This window comes from Bradyrhizobium macuxiense (assembly GCF_007993935.1).
GTDB lineage: Bacteria > Pseudomonadota > Alphaproteobacteria > Rhizobiales > Xanthobacteraceae > Bradyrhizobium > Bradyrhizobium macuxiense_A.
The window spans coordinates 118487-140706 of the sequence record NZ_VITY01000013.1; the positions used below are offsets into that span (position 1 = coordinate 118487).

Genomic DNA, 22220 nt, shown 5'->3' on the forward strand with positions numbered 1-22220 from the left:
AGATTTAACCTGGGAGGGAGGGAGGCGCTTAGGCCGCCTTCTTCTTGGAAGCGGGGACGTCGAGGACGCCCATGATGTCGCTTTCCTTCATGATCAGCAGGTCTTCGCCGTCGATCTTGACCTCGGTGCCCGACCACTTGCCGAACAGGACGCGGTCGCCGACCTTGACGTCGATGGGGATCAGCTTGCCAGCTTCATCGCGGCCACCCGGGCCAACGGCGATGACTTCGCCCTGCGAGGGCTTTTCCTTGGCACTGTCCGGAATGATGATGCCGCCAGCGGTCTTCTCTTCGGCGTCGATACGCTTAACCACGACGCGGTCGTGAAGCGGACGGAATTTCATGCAGTCCTCCTAAATATTTGCGGATGCTGTAGATTTTTGGAGTTTTAGCAGTCCAGCCCAGCGAGTGCCAGACTGGTTGGGCAGGAGATAGGCCAAGCCTTGGCGGCGGGCAAGTGCCTCTAGCAGAAAAATTGGCACTCGTAAGTGTCGGTTGCCAGAAGGATATCGGGATCATTTCGGCAAGCTTAATGCCGCCCCGAGGGCGCGCCGAGGCTATTAGCAGATGCGGTAAGCTGCTGCCAACGCACGAAATTTCAACAACCTATTAAACATTTAGGCTTGAGATGAGTTAGTCGCGTGCGTCACATTTCTCTCATGTGAGCGCATCCATTGCCGGTGGTCCGGCGGGGAGGTCGGCCACCATGTGAATGCGCTCCGTCACAGGAGGTTGGCATGGTCTCGCGAGTTGGTGGGGTTGTTTCCGACGATTTCAGGAAGCAGTTGCTGGGGTATGGGCTGACGACGGCGCAGATCCTCTATCGGATGCCGGATCACCCTTCGTTGCTGCAAACCTATGTCTGGCAGAACTACGACCTGTTTCCGAAATTTCCGGCACTGCAGGATTTCCTCGCCTTCTGGCAGCAGAAGCTCGAGGGCCCGCTGTTCTCGGTGACGGTGGCGCATTCCAAGCTGGTCAAGCCGGCCGAGCTGCGCGCCGTCGACGGCGTGTTCCGGCTGCATTGATCCGCTGAGGGCGCAAGGCAAGGAGGCAAGGCGCGGCGATGCGCCTTTGCCCACCTCGCGCGGTGCGAGTTGTGTTAGCCTCCGCCCGCCAGAAAAAGACGGGAGGCGAACAATGGCCAAGAAGACGGCATCAAGATCCGCAGCCAAGACCGCGGTGAAGAAGAAATGGACCGGGCTCGGCGCCGGTGCCAAAAAATCGTCCGCGCGCAAGACCATCAAGTCCAAGGGCCGCGTCTCGGCGGCGAAGAAGAGCGCGCCCAAAACAGCAACCAAGACAGCGACCAAGGCACGGCCGAAGCAGCGCGTCGCCATCAGCCATCACCGCGAAGAGGACTTCAAGGCCGATGGCTTGCGCGCCTACGCCAAGTATCGCGACCTCGGCATCGCTGCCGCCTCGCATGGCCTCGCTCAGGCGCATGTGATCCGGCTGCAGGGACCGTGCAATCCAGATGAAGTTTCGAAGCTGCACTTCCACGATGTCGAATTCCAGATGGTCTATGTGCTCAAGGGTTGGGTGAAGACCTACATGGAAGGCGAGGGCGAGACGTTGATGAAGGAAGGCAGCGCCTGGACCCAGCCGCCGCGCATCCGGCACATGATCCTGGACTACTCCGACGATGTCGAACTGCTGGAAGTGATCCTGCCGGCCGAGTTCAAGACGGTGGAGTTGAAGGCGTAGGCATCTAGCAAGGCAACATTGGTTACCTCGCTCCGCTTGCCGGGGCGAGGCGGTGTCACTCCGAGCGTCCTGGGCTCCGATGTTCGAGTTTCCCCCTCACTTCCAGATTCTTCTAACTGACTTGCACGAACCAGAAGAGAACACCTTGCGCGTGGTCGTAACGGAGGTGAAGACGCTCTCCGCCCATGCGCCGGGACGTTTTCCTCCCTCGTCGCTGTCGCCGATAGCGATCGCTGCGGACTCAAGATGTCTTGAGTTCGTCTGGCACCAATACGTTGCCTGGCAGGTCCGCAACGAGTCATTTGCGTTGCCGGAAGAGGGTGGACAGTTTGGAGTGTTTGTAGAGAGGAATACGTCGGCCTATCTTCGATTTCTTGAAGAGACGACGTTTGCAGCGTCGGTCGTCCAAAAGCCCATGAGACATTGGTCGATCAACTGCCTCAATCACTGTGTCGATATTGTATCTTTTGGCGAGCCCCGTGTCGGCCAGATCGAGCCGTCACGGGACGTTCGCTTCTGGTCCGGCTCAAACTGGTTCTCCGAAGCTTCGTAGCCCGGATGGAGCGAAGCGAAATCCGGGACTCGTACCCGCGGTGACACGGCCCCGGATTGCGCTTCGCTCCATCCGGGCTACGACGCTGGGGTGATCCTGCCGGCCGAGTCAGACGATGGAGTTGAAGGCGTAACTCTCCCGTCGTCATTCCGGGGCGCGCGCAACGGGAGCCCGGAATCCATTTCTCCGCTGGGGCTGCGGCCTGATGGATTCCGGCTCGGCGCTATGCGCCGCCCTCAGATGCGCAATTGTGCATCGGGGAATGACACGGGTTCACACAGCCTCGGGACACTGACTTCCGCCAGCGCTTCGAATATCGCCGGCGTGCGTTCCAGGCGGGCGATCGTTCGCGCGCCTTCGAGGGCGGCGACCAATGCGGCTGCGGTAGAGGATGCGCGCGCGGGAGTGAAACCGCATCCCCGAAAATGCTCCGCGACAATCTCGGTCGAATCCACAAATCCACGCGCGACCCGTTTGGTCAGCTCGGCGTCGAGCGCGGGCAGCTCATTCGCCAGATTTTGCATCAGACAGCCGTACTGGAAATCAGAGGCGACCATTTCGGCGGCGAATGCGCGGAAAATCTCCTGAACGAAATTGAGGGCATCACCCGCCGTATTCGCCGAGATGCTCCGCAAAACAGCAATTCTAGCCGCGACGTAGTGATCGATCGCTTCTTCCGCGAGCTGTGCCTTGCCGCGTGGAAAGTGAAAGTAGAACGATCCTTTCGGCGCACCGCTTTCTGCAATGATCTGGGTCAATCCAGTCGCGGTGTAGCCCTGGATGCGAAACAGTCGTTGGGCCGTGGCAATCGCGCGAGCGCGGGCGTCAGTCTTACGTGGCATGGCGGAAACATAATCCGTTTCGCTTGACGCCGCTATGGTGATCGCCATACTATGGCGATCACCATAGAAAGAGTCCGGCGATGCACCGCAGCCAAATCCCAAGCCAGGAAGCGTCCCGACGAGCCGTCCTGGCGATGGGGGCGGCCAGCCTGGTTGCGGCTTCACTTCGACCGGCCCGCGCAAACCCCATGGGAGGAGCCGATATGACCACATCAACGTATGGCGCGGGCACGCTTCCCAAGGAGGTCCGCTCGCGGATGATCCATGGGGTCAACGGCCTCGATGTCCATATTCTCGAGGCCGGTTACGAAAGCCCCGGCCGGCCGCTCGCGCTGCTTCTGCACGGCTTTCCGGACCTGGCTTACGGTTGGCGACACCTGATCCCAATTCTGGCTGACGCCGGCTACCATGTCGTGGCGCCCGACCAGCGGGGTTTTGGTCGTACCACCGGTTGGGTGAACGGCTATGACGCTCCGCTTGAGTCCTTTAGCCTCTTGAACATGACGCGGGACGCCCTCGGATTGGTTTCGGCGTTGGGATATCGGCGCACGGCAATGCTCGTCGGGCACGACTTCGGCTCGCCCGTGGCGGCCTATTGTGCGCTCGCCCGACCCGACGTGTTTCCCTCGGTGGTGTTGATGAGCGCGCCGTTCCCCGGTCCGCCAGCGTTTCCGTTCAACGTTGCGGAAGGCGAGCCATCGTCGGTTCAACCGAGCGCTGGAAATCAAGGTTTAGCGGCCGCGCTGGCGGCGCTCGATCCGCCGAGAGTGCATTATCAACAATACCTGAGCACGCGGCAGGCGAACGATGACCTGTGGCACCCCCCTCAAGGTCTACACGCGTTTCTTCGCGCATTCTTCCACGTCAAGAGCGCGGACTGGCCAGGAAACAAGCCGCATCCGTTGAAGGCGCCAACCGCCATCGAACTTGCACAAATGCCGACCTATTACGTCATGGATCTCGGCAAGACGATGTCCCAGACCGTCGCTCCATTCCAACCTTCCGCCGCCGAAGTCTCGGCCTGCAAATGGCTCACCGAGCCGGAGCTTGGCGTGTACACGGAGGAGTATGGCCGCATGGGGTTTCAAGGTGCCCTCATGGCCTATCGCGTCTTTTCCGATCCTGCCTTGAACGCTGAGTTGCGCCTGTTTTCGGGCAAGACGATCGATGTCCCGTCGCTCTTCATCGGCGGGACAAGCGATTGGGGCACCTATGCGGCGCCGGGCGCGCTCGATCTGATGAGGGCGAAGGCCGCGACGAGGATGCGTGGCATCGAGCTGATCGAAGGCGCCGGTCACTGGATCCAGCAGGAGCAGCCGGATCGGCTCGGCATGCTCCTGCTCGGCTTCATCAAGGACGCGGGTGGGGCGGATCACGCCAGCCGTTAGGTCATCGTCCCCACGATCGCGCCCATCAGGCACGTCGTCAGCGTGCCCGAGACGACCGACTTCAGCCCGAGCGCGTTGATCTCGTCGCGCCGTTCGGGCGCCATGATGCCGAGGCCGCCGATCATGATGCCGAGGCTTGCGAAGTTGGCGAAGCCGCACATCGCGTAGAGCATGATCAGGCGCGAGCGCGGATCGAGCGCGTCGGGGCCGAGCTTCGACAGATCGACATAGGCGATCAGTTCGTTCAGCACGGTCTTGGTGCCCATCAGGCTTCCGGCCGTGATCGCCTGCGGCCAGGGCAGGCCCATCAGCCAGCACACCGGCGCCATGACGTAACCGAGCAGGCGTTGCAGCGAAATCTTCGCGCCACCGATCTCCGGCAGCAGGCCGATGATCGCATTCGCCAGATACACCAGCGCGACCAGCACCAGCAGCATCGCGATGATGTTCATCAGCAGTTCGAGCCCCGCGGCGGTGCCCTTCACGATGGCGTCCATCGTCGACGACACATGGATGTCGGGATCATCGAGCGACCCGCCGGTGCGTTTGTCTGACGTCTCCGGGATCATGATCAGGCTGACCAGGATCGCCGCCGGCGCGCCGAGCACCGAGGCGATGACGAAATGCGCAGGTGCATCTGGAATCAACGGCGCAAGAAGCGTGGCATAGAGCACCAGAACGGTGCCGGCGATCCCGGCCATGCCGCCGGTCATCACCAGAAACAATTCGCTGCGCGTCAGTTGCGCGAGATAGGGGCGGATGAACAGCGGGGCCTCGACCATGCCGAGGAAGATATTGGCCGCGGTCGAGAGCCCGACCGCGCCGCCGACACCGAGCGTGCGCTCCAGCAGCCAGGCCATGCCGCGCACCACAGGCGGCAGCACGCGCCAATAGAACAGCAGCGTCGTCAGCACGCTCATGACCAGCACGATCGGCAGCGCCTGGAAGGCGAGGATGAAATCCGAGCCCGGCGCCTTGGGATCGAACGGCGCCGGGCCGCCGCCGACGTAACCGAACACGAAGGCGGTGCCGGCGCGCGTCGCGGCCGCGATGGTGCCGACGGCATCGTTGATCGCGCCGAAGGCCTGCGTCACCAGCGGCACCTTGATCAGCACCAGCGCGGTCACGACGGTGACCGCGAGCCCGATCGCCACCTGCCGCAGCGACACTTTTCGGCGATTCTCGCTCAACACCCAGGCGATCACGAGCAACGCCACCACGCCGAACGCCGATTGCAACTGCAGCATCACGCCCCCAAGAACCCTCACGCGATTATGGGTGGGGGCCTCGCGCAGCGCAATGCTGTTGCGCGTTAGCGTCCTCTCCATTGACAAGTTGCAGGCGCTCGGCCACGCAATCATCCATGTCCTCCGCCACGCCGGCCGGCGCCCGCGATCTGCTCGGCCACAGGCCGTTCCTGTTCTTCTTGTCGTCGCGCAGCCTGTCGCGCTTCTCCAGCCAGATCGGCGCGGTGGCGATCGGCTGGCAGATCTACGACCTGACCGGCAGCGCGTTCGACCTCGGCATGGTCGGCTTGGTCCAGTTCCTGCCGACCGCGCTATTGGTGTTCGTCGCCGGTCACGCCGCCGACCGCTTCGAGCGCAAGCGCGTGGTGCAGGCCTGCCAGGTCGCCGAAGCGCTGACCGCATTGTTTCTCGCCGGAAGCACATTTGCCGGCACCATCTCCGAGATCCAGATCTTCGTTGCGACCTTCGTGCTCGGGATCGCCGGCGCGTTCGAGAGCCCGGCGACATCAGCGCTGCTGCCGCTGATCGCCCCGCAAGGCTCGCTGCAGCGGGCGACCGCGATCTCGAGCGGCGCAGCGCAGGTCGCGACCATCACCGGCCCCGCGCTCGGCGGCTTCGCCTATGCACTGATGCCGAGCGCGCCCTACGGCATCATGATGGTGTTCTGGCTGTTCGGCGCGCTGCTCACCGGCGGCATCGGCCGGCTGCAGCAGGCGGCGGCGACGAACGGCGCGGTGTCGGACGATTTGTTTGCCGGCGTCACCTTCGTGCGCAGCAATCCGGCGATCCTCGGCACCATCTCGCTCGATTTGTTCGCGGTGCTGTTCGGCGGCGTCACCGCGCTGCTGCCGATCTATGCGCGCGACATCCTGATGACCGGCCCGCTCGGGCTCGGCATCCTGCGCGCCGCGCCCGCGGTCGGCGCGCTCCTGATGACGATGGTGCTGGCGCGGCACACCATCAACCGCCGCGTCGGCATGCGCATGTTCCAGGCGGTGATCGTGTTCGGCGTCGCCACGGTGGTGTTCGCGCTGTCGCACTGGATGTGGCTGTCGGCACTGGCGCTCGCGGTGCTCGGCGCCGCCGACACGATCAGTGTCGTGATCCGCTTCTCTCTGGTGCAGCTCGCCACCCCCGACGAGATGCGCGGCCGGGTCGGCGCGGTGAATTTCCTGTTCATCAACGCCTCGAACCAGCTCGGCCAGTTCGAAAGCGGCGTCACCGCGGCACTGCTCGGCACCGTGCCGTCAGCCGTGCTCGGCGGCGTCGCCACCGTGGCCGTCGCGCTACTCTGGATGAAGCTGTTCCCGACGCTGCGGGACGTGGAGAAGCTGGAGTAGGGCGGGTTCTCTCCACTGTCATTGCGAGGAGCGAAGCGACGAAGCAATCCATTTTTCCCCGCGGGGAAAAATGGATTGCTTCGCTTCACTCGCAATGACGGTGATTGTGGCCAGAACTCTGGATCGCTACCTCGCCCCGCTTGCGGGGAGAGGCGCAGGCCGCCTCCGGCTGCCGTTTCGCCGGCGCGCATAATTTCGGAATATTAGAAATATATCGCTGATTTGCCCGACGTGTCAATTTGCCGTGTCGGACGCCGGCAGCCGAAGGCTACTTTGCATGGGGTTGTTTTCGATATTTTGACAGTGCGCGCCTGCGACGGCATGGCACGGGCCGTGCCGTCGCGATAGCTTTGCCGCAAGCGGGGGTTCAGCCCCGCCCGACGAACGGCATCTTGGTCGCCATGACCGTCATGAACAGCACGTTGGCGTCGAGCGGCAGGCCGGCCATATAGGCGACGGCGTCGCCGACCGCCTTCGCATCCATGCGCGGCTCGTGCTTGGTGGTGCCGTCGGGCTGCAGCACGCCGGGGCCGTTGACCATGCGATCGGTCATCGGGGTCGCGGCGTTGCCGATGTCGACCTGGCCGACCGCGATGTCATACATGCGGCCGTCGAGGTTGGAGGCCTTGGTCAGGCCGGTGATGGCGTGCTTGGTCGAGGTGTAGGCCGCCGAGAACGGCCGCGGCGCGTGCGCCGAGATCGAGCCGTTGTTGATGATGCGACCGCCGCGCGGCGACTGGTCCTTCATGATGCGGAAGGCGTGCTGGGTGCACAGGAACGGAGCGGTGAGGTTGGTGTTCACGACGGCCTGCCACTGTTCGAGCGGCAGATCCTCGAAATTGACCGGCGGCGCGCCCATGCCCGCGTTGTTGAACAGCACGTCGAGCCGGCCGTAGGTCGCCTTCACCTTGTCGAACAGCGCGGCGATCGCAGCCGGATTGGCCATGTCGGCGGTAATGCACAGGCTCTTGCCGGCGGGACCGAGCTTGGCGGTCTCTTCCAGCATCTCCAGGCGGCGCCCGACGAGCACGACGGTGTAGCCCTTGTCCATCAAAGCGAGCGACGCGGCGCGTCCAACGCCGGTGCCGGCGCCGGTCACGAGTGCGATCTTGCTGGTTGCTTCGGTCATCCGAGTTTCCTCTTACTTGGTTTTTGCTTCGGTTTCGTTCTTGTAGGGGGGACGTGGAATGTTCTGGTGCGCCGCGCGGAGCGCCGCCGACCAGCGCGAGCGCAAATCATGGAAATAGGGCTCGCCGGCCTCGATGCGATGATTGAGGTCGGCCTCGCAGACGTCGGCGCGCACCACCAGGACGTCGATCGGCAGGCCGACACCGAGATTGGAGCGCATCGTCGAATCCATCGAGATCAGCCCGGTCTTGAGCGCCTCATAGAGCTCGACGTCGTAATGCATGGCGCGATCGAGCACCGGCTTGCCGTATTTGTGCTCGCCGATCTGCAAATAGGGCGTATCGGTCGTGCACTCGATGAAATTGCCGGCGGTGTAGACCATGAACAGCCGCATCCGCGAGCCCTTGATCTGGCCGCCGAACAGGAACGACACGTCGAAGGAGATATCCTCCGAACGCAGCGCCTCGCCCTCGGTGGCGTGCACCGAGCGGATGGCGCGGCCGATCCGTTGCGCCGCCTGGAACATGGTCGGCGCGTTCATCAGCGTCTCGAGCTCGCCGGTGTGCGGGTCTTCCATGCCCTCGGTCAGGGTCGAGAGCACCGACTGGCTGATCGCCAGATTGCCGGCGCTGGCGATCGCCATGATGCGCTCGCCGGGCTTTTCGAAGATGTGCAGCTTGCGGAAGGTCGAGACGTTGTCGAGGCCGGCATTGGTGCGGGTATCGGCGATCATGACGAGGCCGTCGCGCACCAGAATTCCGCAGCAATAGGTCATTTCCAGCCCTCAAACGGTCCGAGTTTCTCGGCGCCAAACGTGTAGCCAATTTCGAGGTCGCATCCAACCCTAATTCCCCGTGACGGGACATGCGGCAGCCGGTCAAAGAAGGGGAGAGGCCCGATCGCGGAGAACGCCTCTGTTCCCGCCATCGGCTGTCCGGACTTGTGGGCTCCGGTCCCGCTCTGCGTCGCACGCATCCGGCAATGATCCGCGCCCCCCGTCATTGCGACGCTCCTGGCCTTGTGGTCGACTGCCTGCAACCGACAACAACAAGAATTCCGGGAGGCGAGAATGTCGTTCAAGCTGGCCGCATGCGTTGTGACCATGGGCATCGCGGCGATGGCGGCGAGCCCCGCATCGGCGCAGAAAGGGGGCGGCACGCTGCGGCTCTATCACAACGACAATCCGCCCTCGACCTCGCTGCTCGAGGAGTCCACCATCGCCTCGGTGATGCCGTTCGCGGCCGTCTTCAACAACCTCGTCGTGTTCGATCCGGCCAAGGTGCACGAATCCATCGACACCGTGATCCCCGATCTTGCCGAGAGCTGGTCGTGGGACCCGACCAACACGAAACTCACTTTCAAGCTGCATCACGGCGTGAAATGGCATGACGGCCAGCCGTTCACCGCCAGGGACGTGCAGTGCACCTGGCGGATGCTGATCGGCAAGAGCGAGACTCAGGATTTCAAGCGCAATCCGCGCAAGGTCTGGTACTCGAAGCTCAGGGATGTCAGCGTCAACGGCGACGATGAGGCGACCTTCGAATTGACCGAGCCGCAGCCCGGCCTGTTGGCGCTGCTCGCCAGCGCCTTCTCGGTGGTCTATCCCTGCCACGTGCCGCAGCAGGTGATGCGCACCAAGCCGATCGGCACCGGGCCGTTCAAGTTCGTCGAGTTCCGGCGCGGCGATTCGATCCGTCTGGTGCGCAACCCCGACTACTTCAAGAAGGACCGGCCGTATCTCGACGAGATCACGGTGCGCTCGATCGACAGCCGCGCTACCCGCATGCTGGCGTTCGCGACCGGCGACTATGACATCACCTTTCCCTCAGACGTCAGCATTCCCCTGATGAAGGACGTCAAGGCGCGGGCGCCGAACGCGATCTGCGAGATGACGTCGACCAATCTGCAGATCAATCTTTTGGTCAACCGGGTCAATCCGCCGTTCGACAACCCGGAGATCCGCAAGGCGATGTCGCTGGCACTGGATCGCAAGGCCTTCAACAGCATCCTGTTCGAGGGCACCGGGCGGCTCGGCGGGGCGATGCAGGCCAAGCCTGAAGGCGAGTGGGGCATGCCGCCGGAGATCCTGTCGACGCTGATGGGCTACGGCCCCGACACCGAGAAGAACCTCGCGGACGCGCAGGCGATCATGCAGAAGCTCGGCTACAGCGACGCCAAGCCGCTGTCGATCAAGATCCAGACCCGCAATTTGCCGACCTATCGCGACCCGGCCGTGATCCTCGCCGACCAGCTCAAGAAGATCTACATCGTCGCCGAGCTCGATATTTTGGATACGCCGCGCTGGTACTCGCGGCTGCAGCGCAAGGACTACACGATCGGCCTGAACGTCACCGGCGTCAGCGTCGACGATCCTGACGGCAATCTGGTCGAGAATTATTCCTGCAACTCCGAGCGCAACTACACCCAGTATTGCAACGCCGAGGTCGACAGACTGCTCGCGGCGCAGTCGCGCGAGGTCGACAAGGACAAGCGCCGCAAGATCGTGTTCGATATCGAGCATCTGCTGGTCGACGACGCCGCGCGACCGGTCATCCTGCACTCATCGGCCGGCAATTGCTGGCAGCCCTACGTGAAGAACTTTCATCCGCACGACAACAGCCAGTACAACAATCTGCGCTTCGAGGATGTCTGGCTAGATAAGTAACGCATATCACCCCCTGGCGACGGCATACGCTGTCGCCCTCGTGCGCTTCGCGTCTTCATTCATTCACGCGACCAAGAGCCGGCCGCGTAGGGATCCGCCGGGATATCCGTAGCCGCTACGGGAGTTCGGATATCAGCTTGGTCCACTCGGCCTCGGGCCACGCCCGCGAGGTGCAGGTCCGAATGTTTCCCATTGAGCTCAGAGCAAGCGCGAGTTTTGTAATGTTGTCGCCGAGGGGCGCTTCGGCGAGCAGAAGAATGTCATGCTCGCCGGAGGTGAGATAGACCTCCTTGATTTCGACGCCGAGCTTCTGGGCGAGTTCTCGCGCCGCTCTGCTGCGCTTGGGAGCTTCCTTGACATTACGAATTCCCTGGTCGGTCCAGTCGATCCTCAATATGAATGTCGCCATGTCGTCCTCCAAGGGTTATGCATGCCCTTGTCTGCCGCGTGCGCGGCAGGCCAACTTGCTTCACGTTGAAGTTGAGGGAGCGCCACATAAGGCAGGCGCCGCTATCAGACTGAGATGCCTGCCGACGGCCTGACCGCCGCCCGTTCCTTCAAACGGCGACGTCGGCCCGTCCCGTCTCAAAGGGCAGCTCGGTGCAGATTACGCCACGTCGCTGGTTCGAGAAAGAGGGCTCCCCGCGTTGTGATCGGGAGCGCGGCGGCGAGGCTCGGCGATCCCTCGGCCGTCGACGCGCGCGCCGAGAGAGAAGCAAGAGAGAGGTCAAGAGAAAGCTGCCGCGGTATTGCATCGTTGCGGCCCGAACACCAAATATTTGAACGTGGGAGGCAGAACCGCTCCAGGAGTGAGCGCGTGGCCAGCAAAAGAGCAAACGAAGAGCTCCCCGTCATTGCGCACTTTGAGGTGCGCCGCCGCAATTATCTCGCGCCCGACGGCTCGATAGACCGGCCGCTTCCCGCCTTCGCTACAGATGTCAGGCTGCTCGTTGAACTTTACCGGTCGATGGTGCTGTTGCGCCTGTTTGACCGAAAGGCTGTTGCGTTGCAGCGCACCGGTCGACTTGGAACCTATGCCGTTTCGCTCGGCCAGGAGGCGGTGTCGGTCGGCATCGCGAGTGCGATGCGGGAAGATGACGTTCTGCTGCCCTCTTATCGCGACAATGGCGCATTGCTCTGGCGTGGCGTCAAGCCGGAGGAGATCCTGCTGTTCTGGGGCGGCGACGAACGAGGCAATCACTTCTCCGGTCCGCGCCACGATTTCCCGTTCTGCGTTCCCGTCGGATCACAGGCGCCGCACGCGGCCGGTGTTGCCTATGCCCTGAAGCTGCGCAAGGAGCCGCGCGTGGCCGTCTGCTTGTTCGGCGATGGCGCGACCTCGAAAGGCGACGTTTACGAGGCCATGAATTTCGCCGGCGTTCACAAATTGCCGCTCGTGTTCGTCGCCACCAACAATCAATGGGCCATATCGGTGCCGCTGCGGCTGCAGACGGGGGCCGAGACGCTGGCGCAGAAGGCCATCGCCGCGGGGTTCAGCGGCGAGCAGGTGGACGGAAGTGACGTGGTGGCGATGCGTGCCGCCGCCGAGGAGGCCATTGCCGCTGCCCGCGATGGCAAGGGCCCTCACTTCATCGAAGCGGTGACCTACCGGCTCGGCGATCACACCACTTCCGATGATGCGTCGCGCTATCGTTCGGCCGATGCAGCGCAGGCGCACTGGAAGGAAGAGCCGGTCGCACGGCTCAGGTCCTATCTCGTCGGCCGGAAGATGTGGACCAAGGCCGACGAGGAGCAGCTTGCCGCCGAGTGCCATGAACGTATCGAGGCGGCGGTGGAGCGCTATCTAAACACGCCGCCGCGCCGAGCGGAGACCATGTTCGACAACCTCTATGCCGAACTGCCCGAGGCCTATGCCGCGCAGCGCCGCGAACTCGCGGGAGAGGACGATGCCTGAAGTCACGTTGGTCGAAGCCATCAATCTGGCTCTCGGCCGCGCCATGGCGGATGATCCTGATGTGGTCGTGCTCGGCGAGGATGTCGGCGTCAATGGCGGCGTCTTCCGCGCGACCGTCGGCTTGCAGGAGCGCTTTGGTCCGGAGCGCGTCCTCGATACACCGCTTGCCGAACTCCTGATCAGCGGACTCTGCGTCGGCATGGCCGCGCAGGGATTGAAGCCCGTCGGCGAAATCCAGTTCATGGGATTCATTTATCCCTGTCTCGATCAGCTGGTGAATCACGCATCACGGATGCGCAACCGTACCCAGGGACGGCTCACCTGTCCGATGGTCCTGCGGACGCCGCACGGTGCCGGCATTCGCGCGCCAGAGCACCATTCCGAAAGCACTGAGGCGATGCTCGCCCATATTCCGGGCTTGCGTGTCGTCATGCCTTCGTCGCCGGAGCGCGCCTATGGACTTCTCCTCGCCGCGATCCGTGATCCGGATCCGGTGGTGTTCCTGGAGCCGACGCGGTTGTACCGCGCGGCGAAAGGCGAGGTGGATGACAACGGCGAAGCCTTGCCGCTGGATCTCGCCTTTATCCTGAGGGAAGGTCGCGACGTCACGCTGATCAGCTGGGGCGCGATGCTGAAGGAAACGATGGCCGCAGCGGACGCGCTCGCCGACGAGGGCATCGCTGCCGAGGTTATCGATCTCGCCACGCTCAAGCCCTACGATGAAAACACCGTGCTCGGTTCGGTCGCAAAGACCGGGCGCTGCGTCATCGTGCACGAGGCCGCGCACACCGGCGGATTTGGCGCGGAGATCGCAGCCCTCATTGCCGAGCACGGACTATCCTCGCTGCTCGCACCCGTGACCCGCGTCACCGGTTACGACACGGTCATTCCGATGGCCCGCCTCGAGCAACGCTACATGCCGTCGGTCGGACGCATCGTGACCGCAGCCCGAAAGGCGTGCCAGTACAACTGAACATCAACGGACCTCGTGCCATGCGCCAGTTCACGTTGCCGGACCTTGGTGAAGGTCTTGAAGAAGCCGAGATCGTCACCTGGTACGTCAACGAGGGCGATCACGTCGTGACCGATCAGCCGCTCGTTTCGGTCGAGACCGACAAGGCGGTGGTCGAGATACCGGCGCCGTCGAGCGGGCGGATCGCGCGCTTGTTCGGTACCAAGGGCGATATCGTGAAGGTCGGCGCGCCGCTCGTGGAGTTTGCCGAGGACGCCGGGCAGGACACCGGCACGATTGTGGGCGAGCTCGGCGCCGGCGAGCAACGGCCGGTGCCGACAACAGCTTCGCTGCCCGGCGGGCAGGGAGCTCAGGTGTTTCCGGCAGTGCGGGCGCTGGCGCGCAAGCTTGACGTCGCGCTCGATCTCGTCGAGGCGACGGGGCCTGGCGGCACCATCACGCGGGCCGATGTCGAGCGGGCGGCGAAGCGGATGTCTCACGGCGGACCCGCCGAGCCGCTGCGCGGCTTGCGCCGCGCGATGGCCCAACGCATGACGGCAGCGCACGCGGAAATCGTTCCGGCAACGGTCACCGATGAAGCTGATATCCACGAGTGGCGGCGGGGCGAGGATGTGACGATCCGCCTGGCGCGGGCGATCGCCGCCGCCTGCAAGGCAGAGCCCGCACTCAATGCCTGGTATCATTCCGGCGCGGGAGAACGGCGCTTGATCGAGCGCATCGATCTCGGCATCGCCGTCGACACCGGCGGCGGCCTGATCGTTCCCGTGCTGCGCAACGTCGCGGAGCGGAGCGTATCGGATCTGCGGGCTGGACTGGACCGTCTGCGAGCCGACGCAATCGCACGTGCGATACCCCCGGAAGAGCTGCGCGGTGCGACGATCACGTTGTCGAATTTCGGCATGATCGGAGGGCGGTTTGCCAATCTCATCATCGTGCCGCCGCAGACGGCGATCGTCGGTGCCGGGCGGATATCGGAGCGCGTGGTCGCGCTTCGGGGAGAGGTTGCGGTCCGGCGCACGCTGCCGCTATCGCTGACCTTCGACCATCGGGTGGTGACGGGCGGTGAAGCGGCCCGTTTCCTGGTTGTCCTCAAATCCGACGTCGAGCGCGTTTCGTGACGTCACTCGTTCGCGAGCGTCACGACTCCTGCCTTTGTCCTGCCGGTGCATCGACCAGGAACGCCTCGTCCACCGGCACGCCGAGCGCGGTGACCAACCGGTTGGTCTCGGCCGCCATGCCGATGATCGCCAGCATTTCCTGGTACTCGGCGTCGGTCATGCCCTTGGCGCGGGCGGCCGCGGTGTGGGAGTGAATGCAGTAGCTGCAGCCATGCGCCACAGAGACCGCGACGTAGAGCATTTCTTTCACCTTCGGGTCGAGCGCACCCGGCGCCATCACCTCCTTGATGCTCTCCCAGGTCCGCCGCAGCGTCTTCGGATCATGCGCCAGCGCGCGCCAGAAATTGTTGATGAAGTCCGACTTCCGCACTTTGCGGATGTCGTCGAAGACGGCACGCGCCTCGGCCGAGAGTTCGTCGTCGGCGAGCAGCTTTACGGTGGCCATGGTGTGTTCCGATGGTTCGGATGTGAGGGTGACAGCAATCATAGCACCTTGGCCGTCATTGCGAGGAGCGAAGCGACGAAGCAATCCATGCCTGGGCACGCGGCCGGATGGATTGCTTCGCTGCGCTCGCAATGACGGGCGCGGAGCGGGGACAGCCTACGACTGCGTCTGGCTCTGCCACTGCCCGGGGCGTCCGGCCTGGTCGACCTTGACCGCGACCGTCAGCGTCTCGTTGCCGCCGCCATAGCGGGTGCCGCGGACCGGGGCGGCGCCGAGATAGTCGAGGCCGATTGCGACGCGGGCATGGGCGTCGGTGGTGCAGATGCCGTTGGCGGCGTCGAAGCCGACCCAGCCCAAGTCTGGCACGAAGGCCTCGGCCCAGGCATGGCCGGCCTGCTGGTTGACCATGCCGTCGGAGCGCAGGAAATGGCCGGAGACGAACCGCGCCGGAACGCCGCCGGCGCGCGCGCAGGCGATCAGGATGTGGGCGTAGTCCTGGCAGACGCCGCGCTTCAGCGCGAACGCCTCGGAGGCCGAGGTGGCGCTGTTGGTCGGGTCCTCGTCGAAGGTCATGTGCTCGTAGATCCGCACCATCAGCGCGTGCAGGAAGCCGAGCACGTCGGTGCCGGCTTCGGCGCGCAGCTCACGCACGATACTCGTCATCGCCGGGTTGAGGTCGGTCAGCGGCGTGGGGCGCAGGAACAGGCTCGGCGGAAACCGCTCGTCGCTGCCCTTCAGCACTCCGCCGGTGTCCTGGGTCTCGACCAGGCCCTCGCAGTGGATGGTGAGGTCGCTGATCGAACCATGCGTCAGCACATGGGTGACGTTGCCGAAGGCGTCCTCATGGGTATCGAGTCTGGAATCGGTCGAGACATCGATCTGCCAGTCCGCGACATATTGGCCGTCATGGCTGCCCGGCGTCATCCGCAGAATCTGGATCACGCCCGAGGCCGCGGGCTCGTAGCGATAGGTGGTGGTGTGGGCTATCCGCAGGCGCATGGCGTTCCAGTAGGTCAGATCAGAGCTGGCAGCAACGGGATTTTACCTCTCCCATCGGGAGAGGTAAAATTGCGCAGCAATTCGGGTGAGGGGTCAAGGTCCCTCGATAGACCGAACTCCCTCACCCGGATCGCAAAAACGCGATCCGACCTCTCCCTTCGGGAGAGGTGAAGATAGTGCCCGCCGACGGCACTGATTTCACGTCGTTTCCTCTAGATCAGATACTGCTTGGTGATGATCTCACCCAGCCTTGAGTTATCCGCGATGAATTCCTGGATGAATTCGTGCACGCCATGCTGGAAGATATCGTCCATATGGCTGTGCTCGAGCCGGTTCCTGATGCCGCGGGCGTGGCGCTGGGAGGCGCCCTGGCGGCCATAGGCGACGCCGATCTGATCCAGGTTGCGCACCAGATTGCTGTAGCAGCTGGCAAGCGAGCGCGGCAGCGTGTCGTTGAGGATGAGGAGGTCGGCGATCAGCCAGGGTTTCAGGGTTTCCCGGTAGACCCAGTGATAGGCTGTTGTCGCCGACACCGAGCGCAGGATCGAGGTCCACTGGTAGTAATCCAGCGGGCCGCCGACGTGCTCTTCCTCGGGCAGCAGCATGTGATACTTCACGTCGAGGATCCGAGCGGTGTTGTCGGCGCGCTCGAGATGGACGCCGAGCCGCGAGAACCAGTAGGCGTCGTTGCGCAGCATGGTCCGGTAGGCCGAACCGTCGAAGCGCAGCGAGGTCTCCTGCACGAAGCGCAGGAATTTGGCCAGCTCCTCGCGGTTGGCGGGACCCTTGTTCCAGACCGCCTGCAGCTCGATCCACGCCGAGTTGATGGTGTCCCACATTTCTGAGGTCAGCGCTGTTCGCACCGAGCGCGAATTGAGCCGGGCCGCCTCGATGCAGTTCTTGATCGAGGCGGGGTTCTCCGACGAGAAGGAAAGGTACTCGACGACGTTTCGCTCGTTGGCTTCTTCATAATGGTCATAGAAGGCCGCGCCGACGCCAGCGGTGAGCAGGGCGGAGTCCCACTCATTGGTCTTGCCGACATAGGCCGCGGGCAGCGCGGTGACGCGGAGCGTGGCGTCGATCGTGCGCGCGAGATACTCGGCGCGTTCGACATAGCGGGCCAGCCAGAACAGGTTTTCAGCGGTGCGCGACAGCATGCTTTCAACTACTCGCTCAGTATCCAGGTGTCCTTGGTGCCGCCGCCCTGGCTCGAATTGACCACGAGCGAGCCCTCCTTCAGCGCCACCCGTGTCAGTCCGCCGGGCACGATGGTGGTGTGGCTGGAGCCGGTCAGCACGAACGGGCGGAGGTCGACATGGCGCGGCGCCAGGCCCTTGTCGGTGCAGGTCGGGCAGGTCGACAGCGCCAGCGTCGGCTGGGCGATGAAGCCCTCCGGCTCGCGCTTGAGCTTGTCGCGGAACGCCTCGATCGTCGCCTTGGTGGCGGCGGGGCCGATCAACATGCCGTAGCCGCCTGAGCCGTGCACCTCCTTGACCACGAGGTCGGCGAGGTTGTCGAGCACATAGGACAGATCCTGCGGTTCGCGGCAGCGCCAGGTCTGCACGTTCTTCAGGATCGGCTCCTCGCTGAGGTAGAACTTCACGATGTCGGGCATGTAGGAGTAAATCGCCTTGTCGTCGGCGATGCCGGTGCCGACCGCATTGGCGAGCGTGATGTTGCCGGCGGCATAGGCCGACATCAGGCCGGGGACGCCGAGCGCGGAATCCGGCCGGAAGGTGAGGGGATCGAGGAAGTCGTCGTCGACGCGGCGGTAGATCACATCGACCCGCTTCAGCCCCTCGGTGGTGCGCATGAACACCTCGTCGTTCTTGACGATGAGGTCGCGCCCCTCGACCAACTCGATGCCGAGCTTGTCGGCCAGGAAGGAGTGCTCGTAATAGGCCGAGTTGTAGACCCCGGGCGTCATCAGCGCGACCGTCGGCTCGGCGGAAGCGTTGTGCGGCGCCACCGACCGCAGCGCCGACAACAGCTCGTCCGGATAGCGTTCGACCGGCGCGACGCGGTGACGCGAAAACAGGTCCGGAAACAGCCGCATCATGATCTCGCGGTTTTCCAGCATGTAGGACACGCCGGAGGGCGTGCGCGCATTGTCCTCCAGCACGATGAAATTGTCCGGGTCGGTGCGGATGATGTCGATGCCGGCGATGTGGACGTAGATGTCGTGCGGCACGTCCTGGCCGTTCATCTCCGGCCGGAATACCGGGTTCTGGAAGATCAGGTCCTCGGGGATGACGTTGGCGCGCAGGATGTCGCGGCCGTGATAGATGTCCTTGAGGAACATGTTGAGCGCGAGCACGCGCTGCTTCAGGCCCTTCTCCAGCAGCGTCCACTCGGTCGCGGACATGATGCGCGGAATGACGTCGAACGGGATCAGCCGCTCCTGGGCTTCGGAATCGCCGTAGACCGCGAAGGTGATGCCGATCCGGCGGAACAAGAGCTCCGCTTCCTGGCGTCGATATTCGAGCGCATCCGGTGGCGTCTCTTTGAGCCAGCGGGAGAGCTCCTGGTAGGCCGGGCGGAGATCCTCGCCGAGGCCGTTCATCTCATCGAACGCGACTGCCATATATCCCGACTGCCCTCCCAAGCCATGTGACACAGTGCATGACTTGATGGGATGGTAGCAAGGGGCGGGCCAGCGCGATATGCATTGGCGTGTGGCATTTGCTAGGGATAGCGAGGAAGGCCTGCCCGAAAAACCGGCTGAGGTCTGCTTAATTCGGCGGCAAAACCCCGTGACATCAAGGCATTGGATCGGCAATGTCAGGGGATCAAGTTAGGGCAAGTTTTAGGGAATGAGACCATGAGCGAGATCGTCACGGCGGGGATATTGGTGATCGGCGACGAGATCCTGTCCGGCCGGACCAAGGACAAGAACATCGGCTTCATCGCCGAATACCTGACCAATATCGGCATCGACCTGAAGGAGGTCCGCGTCGTTGCCGACGACGAGGCCGACATCATCTCCGCCCTTGATGCGCTGCGGCATAGGTACACCTACGTGTTCACGACCGGCGGCATCGGGCCGACCCATGACGACATCACGGCCGACAGCGTGGCCAAGGCGTTCGGGGTCGATATCCACCATCACCCCGAGGTGGTGGCGCGGTTCAGGGAGCGCTGGAGCGAGCAGGACCTCAACGAGGCGCGGCTGCGAATGGCCCGGGTGCCCGATGGCGCCGAGCTGATCCAGAGTGCGACCATCCTGGCGCCGGGCTTCAAGCTCGGCAATGTCATCGTGATGGCCGGCATTCCCACCATCATGCAGGCGATGATGGACATCGTGGCGCCGACCCTTAAATCCGGCGTGCGGATGCTGTCGGACTCGGTCCGCGCCGACGCGCGCGAGGGCGATATCGGCGGCCCGCTGCGGGCGATCGCGGAAGCCAATCCCGACACCATCATCGGCAGCTATCCGTTCCAGGACGAGAACCAGAAGCCGAACACCAATCTGGTGGTCCGCTCGCGCGATCCCGAGAAGCTTGCGGTGGCGATGGCGGCGGTGAAGGAGATGCTGAAGCAGGTGCAGGCCGCGCAGCAGAAGCCGGCGGGTTGAAGCGAGATGGTTGAACGAAACTCTGAACCGAGCGTGCAAGATCGGGCCGGCAGGCCGTTTCCGGTCTCGTGGGATCAATTCCACCGGGATTGCCGGGCGCTGACCTGGCGGCTCAACGAGGTCGGCCCGTTCCACGCGGTAATCGCGATCACCCGCGGCGGGCTGGTGCCGGCCGCGATCGTGGCGCGCGAGCTCGGTCTGCGGGTGATCGATACCGTCTGCGTCGCCAGCTACGACCATGACAAGCAGGGCGATCTGAAAGTGCTCAAGGGCATTTCGGAGCAGACCGCCAAGCTCGGCGGCGGCACCGGCAAGGGGCTGTTGATCGTCGACGACCTCGTCGACACAGGAAAGACCGGCAGGCTGGTGCGCGAGCTGCTTCCGGACGCGCATTTCGCAACCGTCTATGCCAAGCCCCAGGGACGCCCGCTGGTCGACACCTACATCACCGAGGTGTCGCAAGACACCTGGATCTTCTTTCCCTGGGACACTGCGCTGTCGTTCCAGCCGCCGATCCGGGATGGAGCGGCGTGAGTTGACCCGTCATTGCGAGCGAAGCGAAGCAATCCACGGCTCCGCATATGCGGTAGTGTGGATTGCTTCGTCGCTTCGCTCCTCGCAATGACGCGTGTGGTTAGAGGCGCGCAATGCCCCTGCAAAACCGCGTCACTCCATCAGGCGACATCGTCGCGTCAGAGCATCGCGGCACCTTCACCGGCAATCGCGGCATCATCCACGATCCCGCGACGCGGACGCTGCTCAACAAGCGCTGGTCGTCGCCGGCGTGGCTCACCTGCGTCTGCGAGTTCAGGGGGCGGCGGCGCGAGGTGATGCGCCGGCAGAGCTGGACTGAGCTGTTCTTCCTTGACGAAGCCACCGCGTTCGCGGCCGGACACCGGCCTTGCTTCTACTGCCGCCGCGACGACGCCAACCGGTTTCGTGCCGCCTGGGAGAAGGGCAACGGCGTGAGCGATCTCAGCGCCAAGGCGATGGATGCGGTGCTGCATGCCGAGCGGCTGGATCACAGGAAGAAGCGGCTGCATCCGCTGCCGCTGCCGATTGACGCGTTGCCCGACGGGACGATGGTGCAGGCGAGCGGCGAGAGCTACCTCGTCGCCGATGGCAAGACGCTGCGCTGGTCGTTCGCCGGCTATGAGCGGGCCGACGTGACCACGCCCGCGATGCTGCTGACGCCGCCGTCGACCGTTCGTGCATTTCAATCCGGCTACCGGCCGGTGCTGAACCCGAGCGCGGCGGCCGCGCTCGGTTGAGCCGCCGGCGCTGCCTTATGCCAGCCGCTGCCGTGCCAGTTTCGCACCGGCGCCGAGCGCGATCAGCTTGGCCTCGGCGATATCGCGCCGCATCGGCGCCATGCCGCAATTGGTGGTCGCGATGATATTGCCCTTCGGCACGTGCTTTGCGACCGCCTCGATCACCTTGACGACATCTTCCGCGGTCTCGACCTCGTCGCTGGCGACGTCGATCACGCCGGCCTGCACGATCTTGCCGGGCAGTGCGGCGAGCAGCTCGATCGGCACTTTCGAGTTGCGGCACTCGATCGCGACCTGCTGGATCGTGCTGTTGTCGATCACAGGGAAGGTCTCTTCATACTGCCGCCACTCGCCGCCGAGCGTCTCTTTCCAGTCAGTGTTGGCCTTGATGCCGTAGCCGTAGCAGATGTGCACGGCGGTGGCGCAGGTGAGACCCTCGGCGGCGCGCTCCAGCGCCTTGATGCCCCAGTCGCGCACCTGGTCCATGTAGACGTTGAAGGCAGGCTCGTCGAACTGGATCATGTCGACGCCGTCGGCCTGCAACGCCTTGGCCTCCTGGTTCAACAGCTCCGCGAAAGCGAATGCCATCTTGACGCGGTCGCCATAATATTGGTCGGCGATGGTATCGATGATCGTCATCGGGCCGGGCAAGGTGAATTTCAGTTTGTTCTTGGTGTGGGCGCGCGCGGCCCGCGCCTCGCCTTCGTGGACGCGTCCCTTGAGCTGCAGCGGCGCGACCACCTGCGGCACCATCGCCTTATAGCGATCCTTGCGGATCCCCATCTCGACCTTGTGGGCGAAATCGATGCCCTCGATCCGCTCCAGGAAACCGTGCACGAAGTGCTGGCGCGCCTGTTCGCCCTCGGTGACGATGTCGACGCCGGCATCCTCCTGCAGCTTGACCGCAAGCACGGTGGCATCGCGCTTGGCGCGGGCGAGCTCGGCGCCTTCGGACTTCCAGGGTGCCCACAGCATGTTCGGCTCCGCGAGCCATTCCGGCTTTGGCAGCGAGCCTGCGATCGTGGTTGGAAACAGCATGGGTGCCTCCCGATGGGT

23 protein-coding genes are annotated in these 22220 nt (G+C 63.9%); 12 read left to right on the forward strand and 11 right to left on the reverse strand.

The window, feature by feature from the left end; genetic code table 11:
* Positions 1-28: 28 nt before the first annotated feature.
* Positions 29-343: a co-chaperone GroES gene (gene groES / locus FBZ93_RS30190; protein WP_021077770.1), complete on the reverse strand. Its 315-nt coding sequence runs from the start codon at positions 341-343 to the stop codon at positions 29-31.
* Between the two features lie 393 nt (positions 344-736).
* Here groES and FBZ93_RS30195 point away from each other — a divergent pair, with 393 nt between their 5' ends.
* From FBZ93_RS30195 to FBZ93_RS30205, 3 genes are all read left to right on the forward strand, one after another.
* Entirely contained in the window at positions 737-1027 is a 291-nt protein-coding gene (locus FBZ93_RS30195) for an usg protein (RefSeq protein ID WP_074127572.1), read from the forward strand.
* A gap of 112 nt (positions 1028-1139) precedes the next feature.
* Entirely contained in the window at positions 1140-1706 is a 567-nt protein-coding gene (locus FBZ93_RS30200) for a cupin domain-containing protein (RefSeq protein ID WP_146991089.1), read from the forward strand.
* Positions 1707-1785: 79 nt separating this feature from the next.
* Entirely contained in the window at positions 1786-2259 is a 474-nt protein-coding gene (locus FBZ93_RS30205) for a hypothetical protein (protein ID WP_146991091.1), read from the forward strand.
* Between the two features lie 236 nt (positions 2260-2495).
* Here the strand turns inward: FBZ93_RS30205 and FBZ93_RS30210 are convergent, their stop codons facing one another.
* The gene (locus FBZ93_RS30210; protein WP_146991201.1) at positions 2496-3101 is read right to left on the reverse strand and encodes a TetR/AcrR family transcriptional regulator; all 606 of its coding nucleotides are present in this window, start codon (positions 3099-3101) and stop codon (positions 2496-2498) included.
* Between the two features lie 203 nt (positions 3102-3304).
* Between FBZ93_RS30210 and FBZ93_RS30215 the strand changes: the two genes are divergently transcribed.
* A complete protein-coding gene (locus tag FBZ93_RS30215; RefSeq protein ID WP_208764079.1) occupies positions 3305-4489 on the forward strand; it encodes an alpha/beta fold hydrolase in 1185 nt (394 codons plus the stop codon).
* On the opposite strand, the gene FBZ93_RS30220 is transcribed toward FBZ93_RS30215, so the two are convergent.
* The gene (locus tag FBZ93_RS30220) at positions 4486-5736 is read right to left on the reverse strand and encodes a NupC/NupG family nucleoside CNT transporter (RefSeq protein WP_146991093.1); all 1251 of its coding nucleotides are present in this window, start codon (positions 5734-5736) and stop codon (positions 4486-4488) included. The genes FBZ93_RS30215 and FBZ93_RS30220 overlap by 4 nt on opposite strands.
* 116 nt (positions 5737-5852) lie before the next feature.
* On the opposite strand from FBZ93_RS30220, the gene FBZ93_RS30225 reads away from it, so the two are divergent.
* Positions 5853-7076: an MFS transporter gene (locus tag FBZ93_RS30225; protein ID WP_146991094.1), complete on the forward strand. Its 1224-nt coding sequence runs from the start codon at positions 5853-5855 to the stop codon at positions 7074-7076.
* A gap of 367 nt (positions 7077-7443) precedes the next feature.
* Here FBZ93_RS30225 and FBZ93_RS30230 read toward each other — a convergent pair whose 3' ends face one another.
* Positions 7444-8205: an SDR family oxidoreductase gene (locus tag FBZ93_RS30230; RefSeq protein ID WP_146991096.1), complete on the reverse strand. Its 762-nt coding sequence runs from the start codon at positions 8203-8205 to the stop codon at positions 7444-7446.
* A 12-nt stretch (positions 8206-8217) separates the two neighbouring features.
* Positions 8218-8979: a proteasome-type protease gene (locus FBZ93_RS30235; protein WP_050422298.1), complete on the reverse strand. Its 762-nt coding sequence runs from the start codon at positions 8977-8979 to the stop codon at positions 8218-8220.
* A gap of 294 nt (positions 8980-9273) precedes the next feature.
* Between FBZ93_RS30235 and FBZ93_RS30240 the strand changes: the two genes are divergently transcribed.
* Positions 9274-10869 carry an ABC transporter substrate-binding protein gene (locus FBZ93_RS30240; protein ID WP_146991098.1) on the forward strand — a complete coding sequence of 532 codons (1596 nt, stop codon included), beginning with the start codon at positions 9274-9276 and terminating at the stop codon, positions 10867-10869.
* A gap of 115 nt (positions 10870-10984) precedes the next feature.
* Here FBZ93_RS30240 and FBZ93_RS30245 read toward each other — a convergent pair whose 3' ends face one another.
* Positions 10985-11278 carry a GYD domain-containing protein gene (locus tag FBZ93_RS30245; RefSeq protein WP_076859210.1) on the reverse strand — a complete coding sequence of 98 codons (294 nt, stop codon included), beginning with the start codon at positions 11276-11278 and terminating at the stop codon, positions 10985-10987.
* Between the two features lie 408 nt (positions 11279-11686).
* Between FBZ93_RS30245 and pdhA the strand changes: the two genes are divergently transcribed.
* The 3 genes from pdhA to FBZ93_RS30260 are packed head-to-tail and all read left to right on the forward strand — an operon-like array spanning position 11687 to position 14875.
* The gene (gene pdhA, locus FBZ93_RS30250; protein ID WP_433995456.1) at positions 11687-12784 is read left to right on the forward strand and encodes a pyruvate dehydrogenase (acetyl-transferring) E1 component subunit alpha; all 1098 of its coding nucleotides are present in this window, start codon (positions 11687-11689) and stop codon (positions 12782-12784) included.
* On the forward strand, positions 12777-13757 hold the full coding sequence (locus tag FBZ93_RS30255; RefSeq protein WP_146991100.1) for an alpha-ketoacid dehydrogenase subunit beta: 981 nt from the start codon (positions 12777-12779) through the stop codon (positions 13755-13757). The genes pdhA and FBZ93_RS30255 overlap by 8 nt, the downstream gene beginning before the upstream one ends.
* Positions 13758-13777: 20 nt before the next feature.
* Positions 13778-14875 (forward strand): dihydrolipoamide acetyltransferase family protein, encoded by a 1098-nt coding sequence (locus FBZ93_RS30260; RefSeq protein WP_146991102.1) that lies wholly within the window; start codon positions 13778-13780, stop codon positions 14873-14875.
* Between the two features lie 19 nt (positions 14876-14894).
* Here the strand turns inward: FBZ93_RS30260 and FBZ93_RS30265 are convergent, their stop codons facing one another.
* The 4 genes from FBZ93_RS30265 to FBZ93_RS30280 all read right to left on the reverse strand — a co-directional run bounded on the left by FBZ93_RS30265 (position 14895) and on the right by FBZ93_RS30280 (position 18903).
* Positions 14895-15320 carry a carboxymuconolactone decarboxylase family protein gene (locus FBZ93_RS30265; RefSeq protein ID WP_146991104.1) on the reverse strand — a complete coding sequence of 142 codons (426 nt, stop codon included), beginning with the start codon at positions 15318-15320 and terminating at the stop codon, positions 14895-14897.
* 156 nt (positions 15321-15476) lie between these two features.
* Positions 15477-16319 (reverse strand): transglutaminase family protein, encoded by an 843-nt coding sequence (locus FBZ93_RS30270; protein ID WP_146991106.1) that lies wholly within the window; start codon positions 16317-16319, stop codon positions 15477-15479.
* 212 nt (positions 16320-16531) lie between these two features.
* Positions 16532-17476, reverse strand: coding sequence for an alpha-E domain-containing protein (locus FBZ93_RS30275; RefSeq protein ID WP_146991107.1), 945 nt, complete (start codon positions 17474-17476; stop codon positions 16532-16534).
* Between the two features lie 8 nt (positions 17477-17484).
* Positions 17485-18903 carry a circularly permuted type 2 ATP-grasp protein gene (locus tag FBZ93_RS30280; RefSeq protein ID WP_146991108.1) on the reverse strand — a complete coding sequence of 473 codons (1419 nt, stop codon included), beginning with the start codon at positions 18901-18903 and terminating at the stop codon, positions 17485-17487.
* 237 nt (positions 18904-19140) lie between these two features.
* On the opposite strand from FBZ93_RS30280, the gene FBZ93_RS30285 reads away from it, so the two are divergent.
* The 3 genes from FBZ93_RS30285 (at position 19141) to FBZ93_RS30295 (ending at position 21164) form a co-directional block, all read left to right on the forward strand.
* Entirely contained in the window at positions 19141-19893 is a 753-nt protein-coding gene (locus tag FBZ93_RS30285) for a competence/damage-inducible protein A (protein ID WP_146991109.1), read from the forward strand.
* A 6-nt stretch (positions 19894-19899) separates the two neighbouring features.
* A complete protein-coding gene (gene gpt / locus FBZ93_RS30290; RefSeq protein ID WP_146991110.1) occupies positions 19900-20427 on the forward strand; it encodes a xanthine phosphoribosyltransferase in 528 nt (175 codons plus the stop codon).
* Between the two features lie 113 nt (positions 20428-20540).
* Complete coding sequence (locus FBZ93_RS30295; protein WP_146991111.1) at positions 20541-21164, forward strand: hypothetical protein; 624 nt, start codon at positions 20541-20543, stop codon at positions 21162-21164.
* 15 nt (positions 21165-21179) lie between these two features.
* On the opposite strand, the gene FBZ93_RS30300 is transcribed toward FBZ93_RS30295, so the two are convergent.
* Positions 21180-22202 carry a methionine synthase gene (locus FBZ93_RS30300; protein WP_146991112.1) on the reverse strand — a complete coding sequence of 341 codons (1023 nt, stop codon included), beginning with the start codon at positions 22200-22202 and terminating at the stop codon, positions 21180-21182.
* Positions 22203-22220 lie beyond the last annotated feature (18 nt).